This is a genomic window from Streptomyces sp. NPDC004284, from assembly GCF_042874035.1.
GTDB lineage: Bacteria > Actinomycetota > Actinomycetes > Streptomycetales > Streptomycetaceae > Streptomyces.
Genome location: NZ_JBIAMJ010000006.1, coordinates 108425 through 124363 on the forward strand (window position 1 = coordinate 108425; position 15939 = coordinate 124363).

The window sequence follows — 15939 nt, forward strand, 5'->3', positions numbered from 1 at the left end:
GTGTCCCCCTCCTCGTACGGGCTTGCTAGTCGCGGGCCGCGATCAGGTGCTCCGCGTGCTCCTGGAGCGAGCGGACGCCCACGCCGCCGTGGTTCAGCGCGTCGATGCCCTGGACGGCCGCGGCGAGCGCCTGGACCGTGGTGAGGCAGGGGACGCTGCGCGCCACCGCGGCCGTACGGATCTCGTAGCCGTCGAGGCGGCCGCCGGTGCCGTACGGGGTGTTGACGATCAGGTCGACCTGGCCGTCGTGGATGAGCTGGACGATGGTCTTCTCGCCGTTCGGGCCTTCGCCCTCGCTGAGCTTGCGGACGACCGTGGCGTTGATGCCGTTGCGCTTGAGGACCTCGGCGGTGCCGGAGGTGGCCAGCAGCTCGAAGCCGTGGGCGACGAGCTCGCGGGCCGGGAAGATCATCGAGCGCTTGTCGCGGTTGGCGACCGAGATGAACGCGCGGCCCTTGGTGGGCAGCGGGCCGTAGGCGCCGGCCTGCGACTTGGCGTAGGCCGTGCCGAAGACCGCGTCGATGCCCATGACCTCGCCGGTGGAGCGCATCTCCGGGCCGAGGACGGTGTCGACGCCGCGGCCGTGCACGTCGCGGAAGCGCGACCACGGCATCACGGCCTCCTTGACGGAGATCGGCGCGTCGAGCGGCAGGGTGCCGCCGTCGCCGTTCTTCGGCAGCAGGCCCTCGGCGCGCAGCTCGGCGATGGTGGCGCCGAGCGAGATGCGGGCGGCGGCCTTCGCGAGCGGCACGGCGGTCGCCTTCGAGGTGAAGGGGACCGTGCGGGAGGCGCGCGGGTTGGCCTCGAGGACGTACAGGATGTCGCCGGCCATGGCGAACTGGATGTTGATCAGGCCGCGGACGCCGACGCCCTTGGCGATGGCCTCGGTGGAGGCGCGCAGGCGCTTGATGTCGTAGCCGCCGAGGGTGATCGGGGGCAGGGCGCAGGCCGAGTCGCCGGAGTGGATGCCGGCCTCCTCGATGTGCTCCATGACGCCGCCGAGGTAGAGCTCGGTGCCGTCGTAGAGCGCGTCGACGTCGATCTCGATGGCGTCGTCGAGGAAGCGGTCGACCAGGACCGGCCGGGTGGGGCTGATCTCGGTGGACTCGGCGATGTACGACTCCAGGCGGGCCTCGTCGTACACGATCTCCATGCCGCGGCCGCCGAGCACGTACGAGGGGCGTACGAGGACGGGGTAGCCGATCTCGTCGGCGATGGCCTTGGCACCGGCGAAGGTGGTCGCGGTGCCGTGCTTGGGCGCCGGGAGGCCCGCCTCGGCGAGGACGCGGCCGAAGGCGCCGCGGTCCTCGGCGGCGTGGATGGCCTCCGGGGAGGTGCCGACGACCGGCACGCCGTTGTCCTTGAGCGCCTGCGACAGACCCAGCGGGGTCTGGCCGCCGAGCTGGACGACGACACCGGCGACGGGGCCGGCGAGGGTCTCGGCGTGGACGATCTCCAGCACGTCCTCGAGCGTCAGCGGCTCGAAGTACAGGCGGTCGGAGGTGTCGTAGTCCGTCGAGACGGTCTCCGGGTTGCAGTTGACCATCACGGTCTCGTAGCCGGCGTCGCTCAGGGCGAAGGAGGCGTGGACGCAGGAGTAGTCGAACTCGATGCCCTGGCCGATGCGGTTCGGGCCGGAGCCCAGGATGATCACGGCGGGCTTCTCGCGCGGGGCGACCTCGGTCTCCTCGTCGTAGGACGAGTAGAAGTACGGGGTCTTGGCGGCGAACTCGGCGGCGCAGGTGTCGACCGTCTTGTAGACCGGGCGGACGCCGAGGGCGTGCCGAACCTCGCGGACGACGTCCTCGCGCAGGCCGCGGATCTCGGCGATCTGGGCGTCGGAGAAGCCGTGGCGCTTGGCCTCGGCGAGGATCTCGGGGTCGAGCTTCTCGGCGGCGGCCAGCTCGTCGGCGATCTCCTTGATCAGGAAGAGCTGGTCGACGAACCACGGGTCGATCTTCGTGGCGTCGAAGACCTCCTGCGGGGTGGCGCCGGCGCGGATGGCCTGCATGACGGTGTTGATGCGGCCGTCGGTCGGGCGGACCGCCTCGCGCAGCAGTTCGGCCTTGTCGCCGGGCTCGCCGGTGAAGGTGAACTGCGAGCCCTTCTTCTCCAGGGAGCGCAGGGCCTTCTGGAGCGCCTCGGTGAAGTTGCGGCCGATGGCCATGGCCTCGCCGACCGACTTCATGGTGGTGGTGAGGGTGGAGTCGGCCTGCGGGAACTTCTCGAAGGCGAAGCGCGGGGCCTTGACGACGACGTAGTCGAGCGTGGGCTCGAAGGACGCCGGGGTCTTCTCCGTGATGTCGTTCGGGATCTCGTCCAGCGTGTAGCCGACGGCGAGACGGGCCGCGATCTTGGCGATCGGGAAGCCGGTCGCCTTGGAGGCGAGCGCCGAGGAGCGGGAGACGCGCGGGTTCATCTCGATGACGATGATCCGGCCGTCGTCCGGGTTGACGGCGAACTGGATGTTGCAGCCGCCGGTGTCGACGCCGACCTCGCGGATGATCGCGATGCCGATGTCGCGCAGGCGCTGGTACTCGCGGTCGGTGAGCGTCATCGCCGGGGCGACGGTGATCGAGTCACCGGTGTGGACGCCCATCGGGTCGAAGTTCTCGATGGAGCAGACGACCACGACGTTGTCGTGCTTGTCGCGCATGAGCTCCAGCTCGTACTCCTTCCAGCCGAGGATGGACTCCTCCAGGAGCACCTCGGTGGTCGGGGAGAGCGTGAGGCCCTGGCCGGCGATGCGGCGCAGCTCCTCCTCGTCGTGGGCGAAGCCGGAGCCGGCGCCGCCCATGGTGAAGGAGGGACGGACGACGACGGGGTAGCCGCCGAGCGTCTCGACGCCCTTGAGGACGTCGTCCATGGAGTGGCAGATGACGGAGCGGGCGGACTCGCCGTAGCCGATCTTGGCCTTGACGGCCTCGACGACGCCCTTGAAGAGGTCGCGGTCCTCGCCCTTGTTGATGGCCTCGACGTTGGCGCCGATGAGCTCGACGCCGTACTTCTCCAGGACGCCCTGCTCGTGCATGGAGATCGCGGTGTTGAGCGCGGTCTGGCCGCCGAGGGTGGGCAGGAGGGCGTCGGGGCGCTCCTTGGCGATGATCTTCTCGACGAACTCGGGGGTGATCGGCTCGACGTAGGTGGCGTCGGCGATCTCCGGGTCGGTCATGATCGTGGCCGGGTTGGAGTTGACCAGGATCACCCGCAGGCCCTCGGCCTTGAGGATGCGGCAGGCCTGGGTGCCGGAGTAGTCGAACTCGGCGGCCTGTCCGATGACGATCGGGCCGGAGCCGATGACCAGGACGGACTGGATGTCGGTGCGCTTAGGCACGCTCGGCCTCCATGAGGGTCACGAAGCGGTCGAAGAGGTACGCGGCGTCGTGCGGGCCCGCGGCCGCCTCGGGGTGGTACTGGACGGAGAAGGCCGGCTGGTCGAGCAGCTGGAGGCCTTCGACGACCTGGTCGTTCAGGCAGACGTGGGAGACCTCGGCACGCCCGTAGGGGGTGTCGGAGACCCTGTCGAGGGGCGCGTCGACGGCGAAGCCGTGGTTGTGCGCGGTGACCTCGACCTTGCCGGTGGTGCGGTCCTGGACCGGCTGGTTGATGCCCCGGTGGCCGTACTTCAGCTTGTAGGTGCCGAAGCCGAGCGCGCGGCCGAGGATCTGGTTGCCGAAGCAGATGCCGAAGAGCGGCGTCTTGCGCTCCAGGACGGCCTGCATGACGGCGACGGGGCCGTCGGCGGTGGCCGGGTCGCCCGGGCCGTTGGAGAAGAAGACACCGTCGGGGTTGACGGCGTAGATGTCCTCGGCGGTGGCGGTGGCGGGGAGGACGTGGACCTCGATGCCGCGCTCGGCCATCCGGTGCGGGGTCATGCCCTTGATGCCGAGGTCGACGGCGGCGACGGTGAACTTCTTCTCGCCGATCGCGGGGACGACGTACGTCTCCTTGGTGGCGACCTCGGCGGAGAGGTCGGCGCCCTTCATCTCGGGGGCCTGGCGGACCTCGGCGAGCATGGTGCCCTCGTCGGGCAGCGCGTTGCCGGAGAAGATGCCGACGCGCATGGCGCCGCTCTCGCGCAGGTGGCGGGTGAGGGCGCGGGTGTCGATGCCGGAGATGCCGACGACGCCCTGGTCGCGCAGCTCCTCCTCGAGGGAGCGCTGGGAGCGCCAGTTGGAGGAGACGCGGGCGGGGTCGCGGACGACGTAGCCGGAGACCCAGATGCGGCCGGACTCGGGGTCCTCGTCGTTGACGCCGGTGTTGCCGACGTGCGGGGCGGTCATCACGACGACCTGGCGGTGGTACGACGGGTCGGTGAGGGTCTCCTGGTAGCCGGTCATGCCGGTGGAGAACACGGCCTCGCCGAAGGTCTCCCCCACGGCCCCGTAGGCGCGGCCGCGGAAGATGCGGCCGTCCTCCAGGACGAGTACGGCGGGAGTCTTGGCGGCTCCCCTGGTGGAGGTCGTCATCGTGCGATGCCTTCCGTCGTTTTGATCATGGAATTGATGGCTTCGACCCAGGCCGTGTGCTCGGCGGCCCGGTCGGAGCGGAAGCCGGAGTCGAGCTGCTCGCCACCGTGCTCCCAGGTGACGATCAGGAGCCCGCCCTCGGCGAGGACCTTGCCGGCGATGCCCTTGTCGAGACGGGCCTCGCGCAGGGCGGCGGCCGGGACGAAGAAGTCGTTCGCCCCGGGGCGTACGACCTCGATCCCGGCGTCGGTGAGCGTGAGCTCGACGCGGCTGCGGGTGCCGAGGCCGTGGGCGACGATCCGGTCGAGCCACTGCCCGGCGGTCGTGGACCCGTGGTAGCGCCCGCTGAGAGTCAGTTTCGCCTCACCGGGCGCCTGCGGCATTCCGGGCTGCGGCGGCTTGCCGCCTCCGTTGAGGGTGGTGGTGGGAGACGGGCGGGTGGGCAGCTCGGGCAGGTCCGACTGGAGGCTGCCGCGCCACTTCCAGCCCTGGCGCATGAGCCAGTAGACGAGGACGACGAAGAGCAGCAGTCCGGCGATCCAGCCGAGCCGTCCGGCCCAGTCGGTCACCTCCGCCGATTTCTGCTCGGCTGCCTCTGCGGCGATTGCGATGAGTGGTGTCACGCCAGCTTCCCGTCCACGACCGTTGCCCGGCCCCGCAGGAAGGTGTGGGTGACGCGTCCCGGCAGCTCACGGCCCTCGTAGGGGGTGTTGCGGCTGCGGGAGGCGAAGTCCGCGGGGTCCACGACACCACGGTAAGCCGGATCGACCAGCGTCAGGTTCGCGGGCTCACCAGCCGAGACGGGACGGCCGTGGCCCTTGGCCTGCCCGATGCGGGCCGGGGCGAAGGACATGCGCTCGGCGACGCCGGCCCAGTCGAGGAGGCCGGTCTCGACCATCGTCTGCTGGACGACGGAGAGCGCGGTCTCCAGGCCGACCATGCCCATGGCGGCCGCGGCCCACTCGCAGTCCTTGTCCTCGTGCGGGTGCGGGGCGTGGTCGGTGGCGACGATGTCGATCGTGCCGTCGGCCAGCGCCTCGCGCAGCGCGAGGACGTCCTTCTCGGTGCGCAGCGGCGGGTTGACCTTGTAGACCGGGTTGTACGAGCGGACCAGCTCGTCCGTGAGGAGGAGGTGGTGCGGGGTGACCTCGGCGGTGACGTCGATGCCGCGGGACTTGGCCCAGCGGACGATCTCGACGGAGCCGGCGGTGGAGAGGTGGCAGATGTGGACGCGGGAGCCGACGTGCTCGGCGAGGAGGACGTCGCGGGCGATGATCGACTCCTCGGCGACGGCGGGCCAGCCGCCGAGGCCGAGCTCGGCGGAGACGACGCCCTCGTTCATCTGGGCGCCCTCGGTGAGGCGGGGCTCCTGGGCGTGCTGGGCGACGACGCCGCCGAAGGCCTTCACGTACTCCAGGGCGCGGCGCATGATCACGGCGTCGTCGACGCACTTGCCGTCGTCGGAGAAGACGGTGACGCCGGCGGCGGAGTCGTGCATGGCGCCGAGCTCGGCGAGCTTCTTGCCCTCCAGGCCGACGGTGACGGCGCCGATGGGCTGGACGTCGCAGTAGCCGGCCTCCTGGCCGAGGCGGTAGACCTGCTCGACGACGCCGGCGGTGTCGGCGACCGGGTGGGTGTTGGCCATGGCGAAGACGGCGGTGTAGCCGCCGGAGGCGGCGGCGCGGGTGCCGGTGAGGACGGTCTCGGAGTCCTCGCGGCCGGGCTCGCGCAGATGGGTGTGGAGGTCGACCAGGCCGGGCAGCAGGATCTGGCCGTCGGCCTCGATCACGGTCGCGCCGTCGGCGGACAGGCCGGTGCCGACCTCGGCGATGGTCTCGCCGTCGATGAGGACGTCCTGGACGTCGCCGCCGAGGACCTGGGCACCACGGATAAGGATCTTGCTCATGGTTACTTGTTCTCCTCGGCGCGGGTGTGGCTGACGGCGGACTCGTTGCCGCCCAGAAGCAGGTAGAGGACGGCCATCCGGACGGAGACGCCGTTGGCGACCTGTTCGACGACCGTGCAGCGCTCGGAGTCGGCGACCTCGGCGGTGATCTCCATGCCGCGGACCATCGGGCCGGGGTGCATGACGATGGCGTGCTCGGGCATCTTCGCCATCCGCTCGCCGTCGAGCCCGTAGCGGCGCGAGTACTCGCGCTCGGTCGGGAAGAAGGCGGCGTTCATCCGCTCGCGCTGCACACGAAGCATCATCACCGCGTCGGACTTCGGCAGCACGCCGTCGAGGTCGTACGAGATGTCGCAGGGCCAGGTCTCGACGCCGACGGGGAGCAGGGTGGGCGGGGCCACCAGGGTGACCTCGGCGCCGAGGGTGTGGAGCAGGTCGACGTTGGAGCGGGCGACCCGGCTGTGCAGGACGTCGCCCACGAGGGTGATGCGCTTGCCCGCGAGGTCCTGGCCGAGGCCGGCGTCGCGGCCGACGAGGCGGCGGCGCATGGTGAAGGCGTCCAGGAGGGCCTGGGTGGGGTGCTGGTGGGTGCCGTCGCCGGCGTTGATGACGGGGGCGTCGATCCAGCCGGAGGTGGCGAGCCGGTACGGGGCGCCGGAGGCGCTGTGCCGGATGACGACCGCGTCGACGCCCATGGCCTCCAGGGTCTGCGCGGTGTCCTTGAGGGACTCGCCCTTGGAGACGCTGGAGCCCTTGGCCGCGAAGTTGATGACGTCGGCGGAGAGGCGCTTCTCGGCGGCCTCGAAGGAGATCCGGGTCCGGGTGGAGTCCTCGAAGAAGAGGTTGCAGATGGTCCGGCCGCGCAGGGTCGGCAGCTTCTTGATGGGCCGGTCGGCCACCCGGGCCATCTCCTCGGCGGTGTCGAGGATCTGGACGGCGTCGTCGCGGGTGAGGTCGGCGGCCGAGATGAGGTGACGCATCATCGGGGTTTCTCTCCGTGGTGGGGAGGTGTGAGGGCATGCGGGGGCGCAGGGGTGTGCCCGGGCCCCGGCGGGGAAGCCGGTCCGGTTAGGAGGCGGGCTTGGAGCCGAGCAGGACGGTGTCGCGACCGTCTTCCTCGGAGAGCTGGACCTTGACCGTCTCCCGCAGCGACGTGGGGAGGTTCTTGCCGACGTAGTCGGCGCGGATCGGAAGCTCGCGGTGGCCGCGGTCGACGAGGACCGCGAGCTGGACGGCGCGCGGGCGGCCGATGTCGCCGAGGGCGTCGAGGGCGGCGCGGATGGTGCGGCCGGAGAAGAGGACGTCGTCGACGAGGACGACGAGGCGGCCGTCGATGCCGTCACCGGGGATCTCGGTGCGGCCGATGGCGCGGGCGGGCTTCATCCGCAGGTCGTCCCGGTACATGGTGATGTCGAGGGAGCCGACCGGGATCTTGGTGCCGGTGATCGATTCGAGCTTCTCGGCGAGCCGGCGGGCGAGGAAGACGCCGCGGGTGGGGATGCCGAGGAGGACCACGTCGTCGGCGCCCTTGGCGCGCTCGACGATCTCGTGGGCGATGCGGGTCAGGACCCGCGCGATGTCCGGGGCCTCCAGAACGGGCCGCGCGTCATCGCTGTACTGCTGCTGAGTGTCCATGGGAAACGGACCTCCTTCTCCGCCTCACGGGACGGTTCTTAAAGGACGTCGGATTTGCGCCGTTCACTCTACCAGGGGTGGGAGGCGGATTCCCTGCGGGCCCCCGCCACCACTCCGGGCGCCGTCCCCCGGGAGGGGGCGGTACGGACCATTCGGCTTGACGGGTAGGTGTAACGCTGCGTAACCTCACAGTGAGTTACCAGCCGCGCGGCGCAGCCGCATGTCGTCACAGCGTCCGGGAGCGTTATGTCCAGCGAATACGCAAAGCAGCTCGGGGCCAAACTCCGCGCCATCCGCACCCAGCAGGGTCTGTCCCTCCACGGGGTGGAGGAGAAGTCCCAGGGCCGTTGGAAGGCGGTCGTGGTCGGCTCGTACGAGCGCGGAGACCGCGCGGTGACCGTGCAGCGTCTTGCCGAGCTGGCCGACTTCTACGGGGTGCCGGTGCAGGAGCTCCTGCCGGGCACGACTCCGGGCGGGGCCGCCGAGCCGCCGCCGAAGCTGGTCCTGGACCTGGAGCGCCTCGCCCACGTCCCGCAGGAGAAGGCGGGCCCGCTCCAGCGCTACGCGGCGACGATCCAGTCGCAGCGCGGCGACTACAACGGCAAGGTGCTGTCGATCCGCCAGGACGACCTGCGCACCCTCGCCGTCATCTACGACCAGTCCCCCTCGGTCCTCACCGAGCAGCTGATCAGCTGGGGCGTCCTGGACGCGGACGCGCGCCGCGCGGTCGCCCACGAGGACAACTGACCCTCGGCGAGGGCACAGCAGAAACGTACCGCCGGGCCCGTGGACGTCATCCGACGTCCACGGGCCCGTTGCTTTCCCCCGGGAGCGCCGGGGGTACGCGAAGGGGCCCGCAGCACCGAATGCTGCGGGCCCCTTCGCGTACCGTACGGGACTAGGCGTCCTCGTCCCGGCGCAGGCGCGGCTTCAGGTCCTTGAAGCGCGCCAGCAGGCCGTTGACGAAGGTCGGGGACTCGTCGGTGGAGAACTCCTTGGCGAGCTGCACCGCCTCGTCGATCGCGACCGCGTCGGGCGTGCCGTCCTCCCAGATGACCTCGTACGCACCGAGGCGCACGATGTTCCGGTCGGCGACGGGCATCCGGTCGAGGTCCCAGTCCACCGCGTAGGTCGCGATGAGCTCGTCGATCCGCGCCACGTGCTCCGCGTATCCCTCGACCAGCTGCATGGTGAAGTCGTTGACCGGCGGCTGACGGTCGTCGGACCGCGCGAGCCGGACCTGGTCCGCGAGGACCTCCTGGACGGAGGCGCCGCGCTGGTCGGCCTCGAAGAGGATCTGGAAGGCGCGCTTGCGCGCCTTGCTCCGAGCGGCCACGGTTAGCTGTTCACCCGGCCGAGGTAGCTGCTGTCGCGGGTGTCGACCTTGACCTTCTCACCGGTGGTGATGAAGAGCGGGACCTGGATCTCGTGACCGGTCTCCAGGGTCGCCGGCTTGGTGCCACCGGTGGAGCGGTCGCCCTGGACGCCCGGGTCGGTGTGCTGGATGACCAGCTCGACGGCGGCCGGGAGCTCGACGTAGAGCACGGAGCCCTCGTGCTGCGCGACCGAGGCGGTGAAGCCCTCGATCAGGAAGTTGGCGGCGTCGCCCACCGACTTGCGGTCGACGTGCAGCTGGTCGTAGGTCTCCATGTCCATGAAGACGAAGTACTCGCCGTCCATGTAGGAGAACTGCATGTCGCGGCGGTCGATGGTGGCCGTCTCGACCTTGACGCCCGCGTTGAAGGTCTTGTCGACGACCTTGCCGGACAGCACGTTCTTGAGCTTGGTGCGCACGAAGGCCGGGCCCTTGCCGGGCTTGACGTGCTGGAACTCGACGACGGACCAGAGCTGGCCGCCTTCGAGCTTGAGCACCATGCCGTTCTTGAGGTCGTTCGTGGAAGCCACGGTTGCGGAATCTCCTGGACTGACGTGGGACCTGGGAGGCGTACGCGCCTTACAGCGCGAGCAGCTCCTTGGTCGTGATGGTGAGTAGCTCGGGTCCGCCGTCCGCCTCCTGGCGCACGACGAGCGTGTCATCGATCCGGACCCCGCCCCGGCCCGGGAGGTGAACCCCCGGTTCGACGGTGACCGGCACACAAGCGTCCAGTTTACCCATGGCCGAGGGTGAGAGCTGCGGGTCCTCGTCGATTTCGAGCCCCACTCCGTGCCCGGTGAAGGGCACGGCGGCCGCCGCGTGCCCCGCGGCGTCCAGGATCTGACGGGCCGCCCGGTCCACGTCCCGGTAGTCGGCGCCGGGCGCGAGGGACTCGCGGCCCGCCCGCTGAGCGGCGAAGACGAGCTCGTACAGCTCGATCTGCCAGTCGGCGGGGGTGGTGCCGATGACGAAGGTCCGGCCGATCTCGCACCGGTAGCCGCGGTAGTCGGCGCCGAGGCAGACGGAGAGGAAATCACCCTCCTCGACCCTGCGGTCGGTGGGCCGGTGCCCCCGGCGCCCGGAGTGCGGGCCGGTCCCCACCGAGGTGGGGAAGGCGGCCCCGTCGGCGCCGTGGTCGACGAGCCGCCGCTCCAGCTCCAGGGCGAGGTGACGCTCGGTCCGCCCCACGAGGATCGACTCCAGGAGTTCGCCGAGCGCCTGGTCGGCGATCTCCGCCGCGATCCGCAGGCAGGCGATCTCGTCCTCGTCCTTGACGATCCTGAGCTGCTCCACGGCGCACGCGAGGTCGGCGAGGTGCAGTCCGGGGGCGACGGAGCCCATGGCCCGGTGCCGGGCGACGGTCAGATGGTGCTCCTCGACCGCGAGCGCGTCGGCGCCGGCCCGGCGGGCGAGGTCGGCGGCGGTGACCGCCGGATCGCCGCCGCCGGTGGGCAGGACCTGCTGCCGGAGCAGCTCGTCGAGCCGCCCGTCGGCCGGCTCGCCACCGGGCGCGACGGGGCGGAGCAGGACGTCGGTGTCCGGCTCCGGCCCGACGAGGAGGACCGCGCCGGGCGGCGAACCACCCGCGAGATAGCGGACGTTGGCGGGGCGGGAGACCAGGGCCGCCGGGCTGCCCGCGGCCGCGCACCGGTCGCGCAGCCGTACACGGCGGTCCGCATACACCTCTGACATGTTCCGAGCCTACGAGCGTGGCGCCGCGACGGCCTGTTCAGAACAGCCGTCCGGGCGGGGTCACCAGGTGGGCGGGCTCGCGATCGCGCGGGCGAGGACGTCGTCGAGGACGCGCGCGGTGGTCTCGACGTCGTACGTGGAGTTGTCGATGATCGGCAGGCCCGAGCCGTACCAGCCGGCCATCCGGCCGTGGATGGCGGCGACCTCCTCGTCCGAGAGGCGCCGGTTGCCGCTGCGCTCGGCGTTGCGCTCCAGGACGACCTCCAGGCCGGGCAGGAGGACGACCGGCAGCAGACCGGGGCCCACGTGGCGCTTCCAGCCGCCGAGGCCGACGACGGGCCGGTCGGGGAAGACGGCGTCGTCGACGATGCAGGAGATGCCGTTGGCGAGGAAGTTGCGCGCGGCGAAGCCGCAGGTGCGGCGGGCGAGCCGGTACTGCGCCTCCGAGTGCTCGTTCCACCCGGACTGCGGATCGGCGAAGCCGGAGCAGACCCACTCGCGGACGTCGTCGAGGCTGATGTGCGCGGTCGGCACGCGGCGGCGCTGCGCCCAGTGCCGGGCGACGGTCGTCTTGCCCGCGCCCGCGGGCCCGATGAGCAGCACGGCGAGGGTCGCCGTACCGGTCCCGGCACCGTGCTCCACGGGCGGCGCGCTCGGCACGCCCACCGGCGGCAGCGGAACGTGCCCGGTGAGGTCCGCGCGCGGCGGGGAGGCGGGGTGCGGCGGGGCGGCCGGGTGGGGCCCGGAAGCGGGGTGCTGCGGGGCCGCCGGGTGGGGGGCCGCGGGGTGCTGCGGGGCCGCCGGATGCTGCGGTACGCCTCCGGGGGCGCCCCAGCCCGGCGGGGCGTGCGGGGGCCGGGGAGCCCCTGCCTGGACGGTCGGGTGCACACCGAGCCGGGGTCCGGCGGCCGGCCCCGGGTAGGGAGTGCCCGGCGGAACCGGCGGAGGGACGACCGGCTGCCCCCCGAGTTCCCCGCCTCCCGCTCCGGGCACGGGTCCCGGCCCCGGCAGGGGTCCGGTCTCCCGGTCCGGTCGTTCGGGCGGTGGCAGCGGACCCCCCACTGCGTGCTGCATCCGGTGCCACTCCGTCTCGTGCGCCTGATGGATCCCCGGACCGGTGTGTCCGTGGACGGGCGAAACGTTACCGTCCCCGACCCCCACAGGGGGAACGGCCGGGGACGCCCCCTGGTGCCCGACCAGCCCTGTCGGGCCCGTCGGGCCCTGTCAGGCCCGTCATGCCCTGTCAGTCGGTGAGCTCCTCGGCGAGCGCCCGCAGCGCCAGCCGGTAGGAGCCGATCCCGAACCCGGCGACCGTCCCGGTCGCCACGGCCGCGATGACCGAGGTGTGCCGGAACTCCTCACGGGCGTACGGGTTCGAGATGTGCACCTCGATCAGCGGGGCGGTCCGCTGGGCGGCGGCGTCCCGCATCCCGTACGAGTAGTGCGTGAACGCGCCGGGGTTGATCACCACCGGGATCGAGCCGTCCGCGGCCTCGTGGAGCCAGCGGATCATCTCGCCCTCGTCGTTGGTCTCCCGCACGTCGACGTCGAAGCCGAGCTCCGCGCCGAGGGTCCGGCAGGACTCGACGAGCCCCTTGTAGGAGGTGGCGCCGTAGATGTCGGGCTCGCGGGAGCCGAGACGGCCCAGGTTGGGACCGTTCAGCACCAGAACCGGACGCGCCTCGCTCACGCGGACACCTCGCCGTACGCCGCGATCAGGACGGCCGGGTCGGGGCCCTCCAGGACGGTCGGCTTGCCGAGCCCGTCGAGCACGATGAAGCGGAGCAGGTCGCCGCGGGACTTCTTGTCGACCCGCATGGTCTCCAGGAGCTTGGGCCACTGGTCGCCGCGGTAGGTGAGCGGCAGGCCGACGGACTCCAGGACGGCGCGGTGCCGGTCGGCGGTGGCGTCGTCGAGCCGCCCGGCGAGGCGGCCGAGCTCGGCGGCGAAGACCATGCCGACGGAGACGGCGGCGCCGTGGCGCCACTTGTACCGCTCGTTCTTCTCGATGGCGTGGGCGAGGGTGTGGCCGTAGTTGAGGATCTCGCGGCGGCCGGACTCCTTGAGGTCGCCGGAGACGACCTCGGCCTTGACCTTGATCGAGCGGACGAGCAGCTCGGCGGTGTGCGGGCCGGCGGGGGTGCGGGCGGCCTGCGGGTCCTCCTCGATGAGGTCGAGGATCACCGGGTCGACGATGAAGCCGGCCTTGATGATCTCCGCGAGGCCGCTGACGTAGTCGTGGACCGGCAGCGAGTCCAGCGCGGCGAGGTCGCACAGGACCCCGGCGGGCGGGTGGAAGGCGCCGACGAGGTTCTTGCCCTCGGCGGTGTTGATGCCCGTCTTGCCGCCGACGGCCGCGTCGACCATGGCCAGGACGGTCGTCGGCACGGCGATCCAGCGGACGCCCCGCAGCCAGGTCGCGGCCACGAAGCCCGCGAGGTCGGTGGTGGCGCCGCCGCCGACGCCGACGACGACGTCGCTGCGGGTGAAGCCGGTCTGGCCGAGCGCCTTCCAGCAGTAGGCGGCGACCTCGGCGGTCTTCGCCTCCTCGGCGTTCGGCACCTGGATGGCGACCGCTTCGTAGCCCTGCTCGGCGAGGTCCGCGCGGAGCGCCTCGCCGGTGTCGGCGAGCGCCTCCGGGTGGATCACGGCGACCCGCTTGGCCTGGGTGCCGATGAGGCCGGGGAGCTCACCGAGGAGCTGCCGCCCGACCAGTACCTCGTACGGGTCGGTGCCCGCGGAACCGCCGACCTGGATACGGGTGACCTGGTCCTGGTCCGTCATACGTCCTTCAACTCCAGTGCGTCGAGGACCGCCTGGGCGACCTCTTCGGGGGTGCGGTCGTCGGTGGAGACGACGGCGCGTGCGACTTCTTCGTACAGATGGCGGCGCGCCTCCATCAGCTCGCGCCACTGACGGCGCGGGTTGACGGCGAGCAGCGGCCGGGCGGTGTTGAGCCCGACCCGGCGTACGGCCTCCTCGACGTCCATGGAGAGGTACGCGACGGGCAGCCCGGCGAGCAGGGCACGGGTCCCGGCGTCCAGGATCGCGCCGCCGCCGAGGGCGAGGACGCCCTCGTGCTCGGCGACGGCCGCGGCGACCGCGGCCCGCTCCAGGGCGCGGAAGTGCTCCTCGCCGTCCTCGACGAAGATGTCGGAGATCTCGCGTCCTTCGGCGGCGACGATGTCGGCGTCGGTGTCCCGGTAGGGCGCGCCGAGCCGTTCGGCCAGGAGCGCGCCCACCGTGGACTTGCCGGAGCCCATGGGGCCGACGAGGACGACCAGGGGTCCGCCGGTCACCGGATGTGCAGGTTGTCGAGGTAGGACTGCACGTTGCGGCGGGTCTCGGGGACCGAGTCGCCGCCGAACTTCTCGACGACCGCGTCCGCGAGGACGAGCGCGACCATGGCCTCGGCGACGATGCCGGCGGCGGGGACGGCGCAGACGTCGGAGCGCTGGTGGTGGGCGGCCGCGGCCTCGCCGGTGGCGACGTCGATCGTGGCCAGGGCGCGCGGGACGGTCGCGATCGGCTTCATCGCGGCGCGGACGCGCAGCAGTTCGCCGGTGGTCAGACCGCCCTCGGTGCCGCCGGAGCGGCCGGAGGTGCGCACGATGCCGTCCTCGGTGCGCACGATCTCGTCGTGGGCCTGGGAGCCGGGCACGCGGGCGAGGTCGAAGCCGTCGCCGACCTCGACGCCCTTGATGGCCTGGATGCCCATGAGGGCGGCGGCGAGCCGGGCGTCGAGACGACGGTCCCAGTGGACGTGCGAGCCGAGGCCGACGGGCACGCCGTACGCGAGGACCTCGACCACACCGCCCAGGGTGTCGCCGTCCTTGTGGGCCTGGTCGATCTCGGCGACCATCGCCTTCGACGCGTCGGCGTCGAGGCAGCGGACCGGGTCGGCGTCGAGCTTCTCGACGTCGGCGGGGGTCGGGTAGAGGCCGTACGGGGCCTTGGCGGCCGCGAGCTCCACGACGTGGCTCACGATCTCGATCCCGGCGGCCTCCTTGAGGAAGGACCGGGCGACGGCGCCGAGGGCGACGCGGGCGGCGGTCTCCCGGGCGCTGGCGCGCTCCAGGATCGGCCGGGCCTCGTCGAAGCCGTACTTCTGCATGCCGGCGAGGTCGGCGTGGCCGGGACGGGGCCGGGTCAGGGGCGCGTTGCGGCCCGTCTCCTTGAGCTCCGAGGGGTCGACCGGGTCGGCCGACATGACCTTCTCCCACTTGGGCCACTCGGTGTTGCCGACCATCACGGCGATCGGGGAGCCGAGGGAGAGCCCGTGCCGGACACCGCCGAGGAAGGTGACCTCGTCCTGCTCGAACTTCATGCGGGCGCCACGCCCATAGCCGAGGCGTCGCCGCGCCAGGTGGTCCGCCACCAGCTCAGTGGTGACCGGGACGCCGGCGGGAAGACCCTCCAGCGTCGCGACCAGCGCGGGTCCGTGGGATTCCCCAGCGGTCAGCCAACGCAACCTGCTCAACGATGCTCCTCATGCTCGCGCCCGGGCACTGCGACGGCACGACCGGGTGCGCGGCCCTGGCCCGCCTCCCCCGATCCTCCCACGCCCCGGGGGTGAACCGGCCCTCCGGTCCAGCTATCGGACGTCGGCCCTGCTCTCCTGGACGGCCTCGTCCTCGTCAGCGGGCGCGCCGAAGCGTTCCCGCAGCCGGCCGAGGCCGAGGTGGACGACCACGGCGCCCCCGAGCGCCAGCGCGGGATACCTCACCCACGCGGGCAGGTCGTGGAAGAACACCGCGTAGACGAAACGCACGATGGTGAAGGACATTCCCCATCGGGACGCCAGTATCGGTTCCCCACCCGTGTCCACTGCCGCTCCCCCCGTGATCCCCTCGGCAGAGGGG

The 15939-nt window shown here is 71.9% G+C and carries 16 protein-coding genes; 1 reads left to right on the forward strand and 15 read right to left on the reverse strand.

Annotation, left to right across the window (positions count from 1 at the left end; translation table 11 throughout):
- Positions 1-25: 25 nt before the first annotated feature.
- From carB to pyrR, 6 genes are all read right to left on the reverse strand, one after another.
- Positions 26-3334, reverse strand: a complete 3309-nt coding sequence (carB, locus tag ACFYUS_RS17475) for a carbamoyl-phosphate synthase large subunit (RefSeq protein ID WP_388852038.1) — start codon at positions 3332-3334, stop codon at positions 26-28.
- Entirely contained in the window at positions 3327-4469 is a 1143-nt protein-coding gene (carA, locus tag ACFYUS_RS17480) for a glutamine-hydrolyzing carbamoyl-phosphate synthase small subunit (RefSeq protein ID WP_388852041.1), read from the reverse strand. The genes carB and carA overlap by 8 nt, the downstream gene beginning before the upstream one ends.
- Complete coding sequence (locus ACFYUS_RS17485) at positions 4466-5092, reverse strand: hypothetical protein (RefSeq protein ID WP_388852045.1); 627 nt, start codon at positions 5090-5092, stop codon at positions 4466-4468. The genes carA and ACFYUS_RS17485 overlap by 4 nt, the downstream gene beginning before the upstream one ends.
- Positions 5089-6375 carry a dihydroorotase gene (locus tag ACFYUS_RS17490; protein WP_388852048.1) on the reverse strand — a complete coding sequence of 429 codons (1287 nt, stop codon included), beginning with the start codon at positions 6373-6375 and terminating at the stop codon, positions 5089-5091. Before ACFYUS_RS17490 ends, ACFYUS_RS17485 begins: the two co-directional genes overlap by 4 nt.
- Positions 6376-6377: 2 nt before the next feature.
- Positions 6378-7358: an aspartate carbamoyltransferase catalytic subunit gene (locus tag ACFYUS_RS17495; protein ID WP_388852051.1), complete on the reverse strand. Its 981-nt coding sequence runs from the start codon at positions 7356-7358 to the stop codon at positions 6378-6380.
- Between the two features lie 85 nt (positions 7359-7443).
- On the reverse strand, positions 7444-8010 hold the full coding sequence (gene pyrR / locus ACFYUS_RS17500) for a bifunctional pyr operon transcriptional regulator/uracil phosphoribosyltransferase PyrR (protein WP_388852054.1): 567 nt from the start codon (positions 8008-8010) through the stop codon (positions 7444-7446).
- A 246-nt stretch (positions 8011-8256) separates the two neighbouring features.
- Here pyrR and bldD point away from each other — a divergent pair, with 246 nt between their 5' ends.
- The gene (bldD, locus tag ACFYUS_RS17505) at positions 8257-8757 is read left to right on the forward strand and encodes a transcriptional regulator BldD (protein ID WP_017242229.1); all 501 of its coding nucleotides are present in this window, start codon (positions 8257-8259) and stop codon (positions 8755-8757) included.
- Positions 8758-8908: 151 nt separating this feature from the next.
- Here bldD and nusB read toward each other — a convergent pair whose 3' ends face one another.
- From nusB to ACFYUS_RS17550, 9 genes are all read right to left on the reverse strand, one after another.
- Positions 8909-9346: a transcription antitermination factor NusB gene (nusB, locus tag ACFYUS_RS17510; protein WP_388852057.1), complete on the reverse strand. Its 438-nt coding sequence runs from the start codon at positions 9344-9346 to the stop codon at positions 8909-8911.
- Positions 9347-9348: 2 nt separating this feature from the next.
- Positions 9349-9915 carry an elongation factor P gene (gene efp / locus ACFYUS_RS17515; protein WP_388852060.1) on the reverse strand — a complete coding sequence of 189 codons (567 nt, stop codon included), beginning with the start codon at positions 9913-9915 and terminating at the stop codon, positions 9349-9351.
- Between the two features lie 49 nt (positions 9916-9964).
- The gene (locus ACFYUS_RS17520) at positions 9965-11077 is read right to left on the reverse strand and encodes an aminopeptidase P family protein (RefSeq protein WP_388852063.1); all 1113 of its coding nucleotides are present in this window, start codon (positions 11075-11077) and stop codon (positions 9965-9967) included.
- A gap of 60 nt (positions 11078-11137) precedes the next feature.
- Positions 11138-12151 carry an AAA family ATPase gene (locus ACFYUS_RS17525; RefSeq protein WP_388852066.1) on the reverse strand — a complete coding sequence of 338 codons (1014 nt, stop codon included), beginning with the start codon at positions 12149-12151 and terminating at the stop codon, positions 11138-11140.
- A 169-nt stretch (positions 12152-12320) separates the two neighbouring features.
- Positions 12321-12767, reverse strand: a complete 447-nt coding sequence (gene aroQ, locus ACFYUS_RS17530; RefSeq protein ID WP_388852069.1) for a type II 3-dehydroquinate dehydratase — start codon at positions 12765-12767, stop codon at positions 12321-12323.
- Entirely contained in the window at positions 12764-13861 is a 1098-nt protein-coding gene (gene aroB / locus ACFYUS_RS17535; RefSeq protein WP_388852072.1) for a 3-dehydroquinate synthase, read from the reverse strand. Before aroB ends, aroQ begins: the two co-directional genes overlap by 4 nt.
- The gene (locus ACFYUS_RS17540) at positions 13858-14376 is read right to left on the reverse strand and encodes a shikimate kinase (protein ID WP_388852075.1); all 519 of its coding nucleotides are present in this window, start codon (positions 14374-14376) and stop codon (positions 13858-13860) included. Before ACFYUS_RS17540 ends, aroB begins: the two co-directional genes overlap by 4 nt.
- Complete coding sequence (gene aroC, locus ACFYUS_RS17545; RefSeq protein ID WP_388852077.1) at positions 14373-15557, reverse strand: chorismate synthase; 1185 nt, start codon at positions 15555-15557, stop codon at positions 14373-14375. Before aroC ends, ACFYUS_RS17540 begins: the two co-directional genes overlap by 4 nt.
- Positions 15558-15671: 114 nt before the next feature.
- Positions 15672-15863: a hypothetical protein gene (locus tag ACFYUS_RS17550; protein WP_388852079.1), complete on the reverse strand. Its 192-nt coding sequence runs from the start codon at positions 15861-15863 to the stop codon at positions 15672-15674.
- Positions 15864-15939 lie beyond the last annotated feature (76 nt).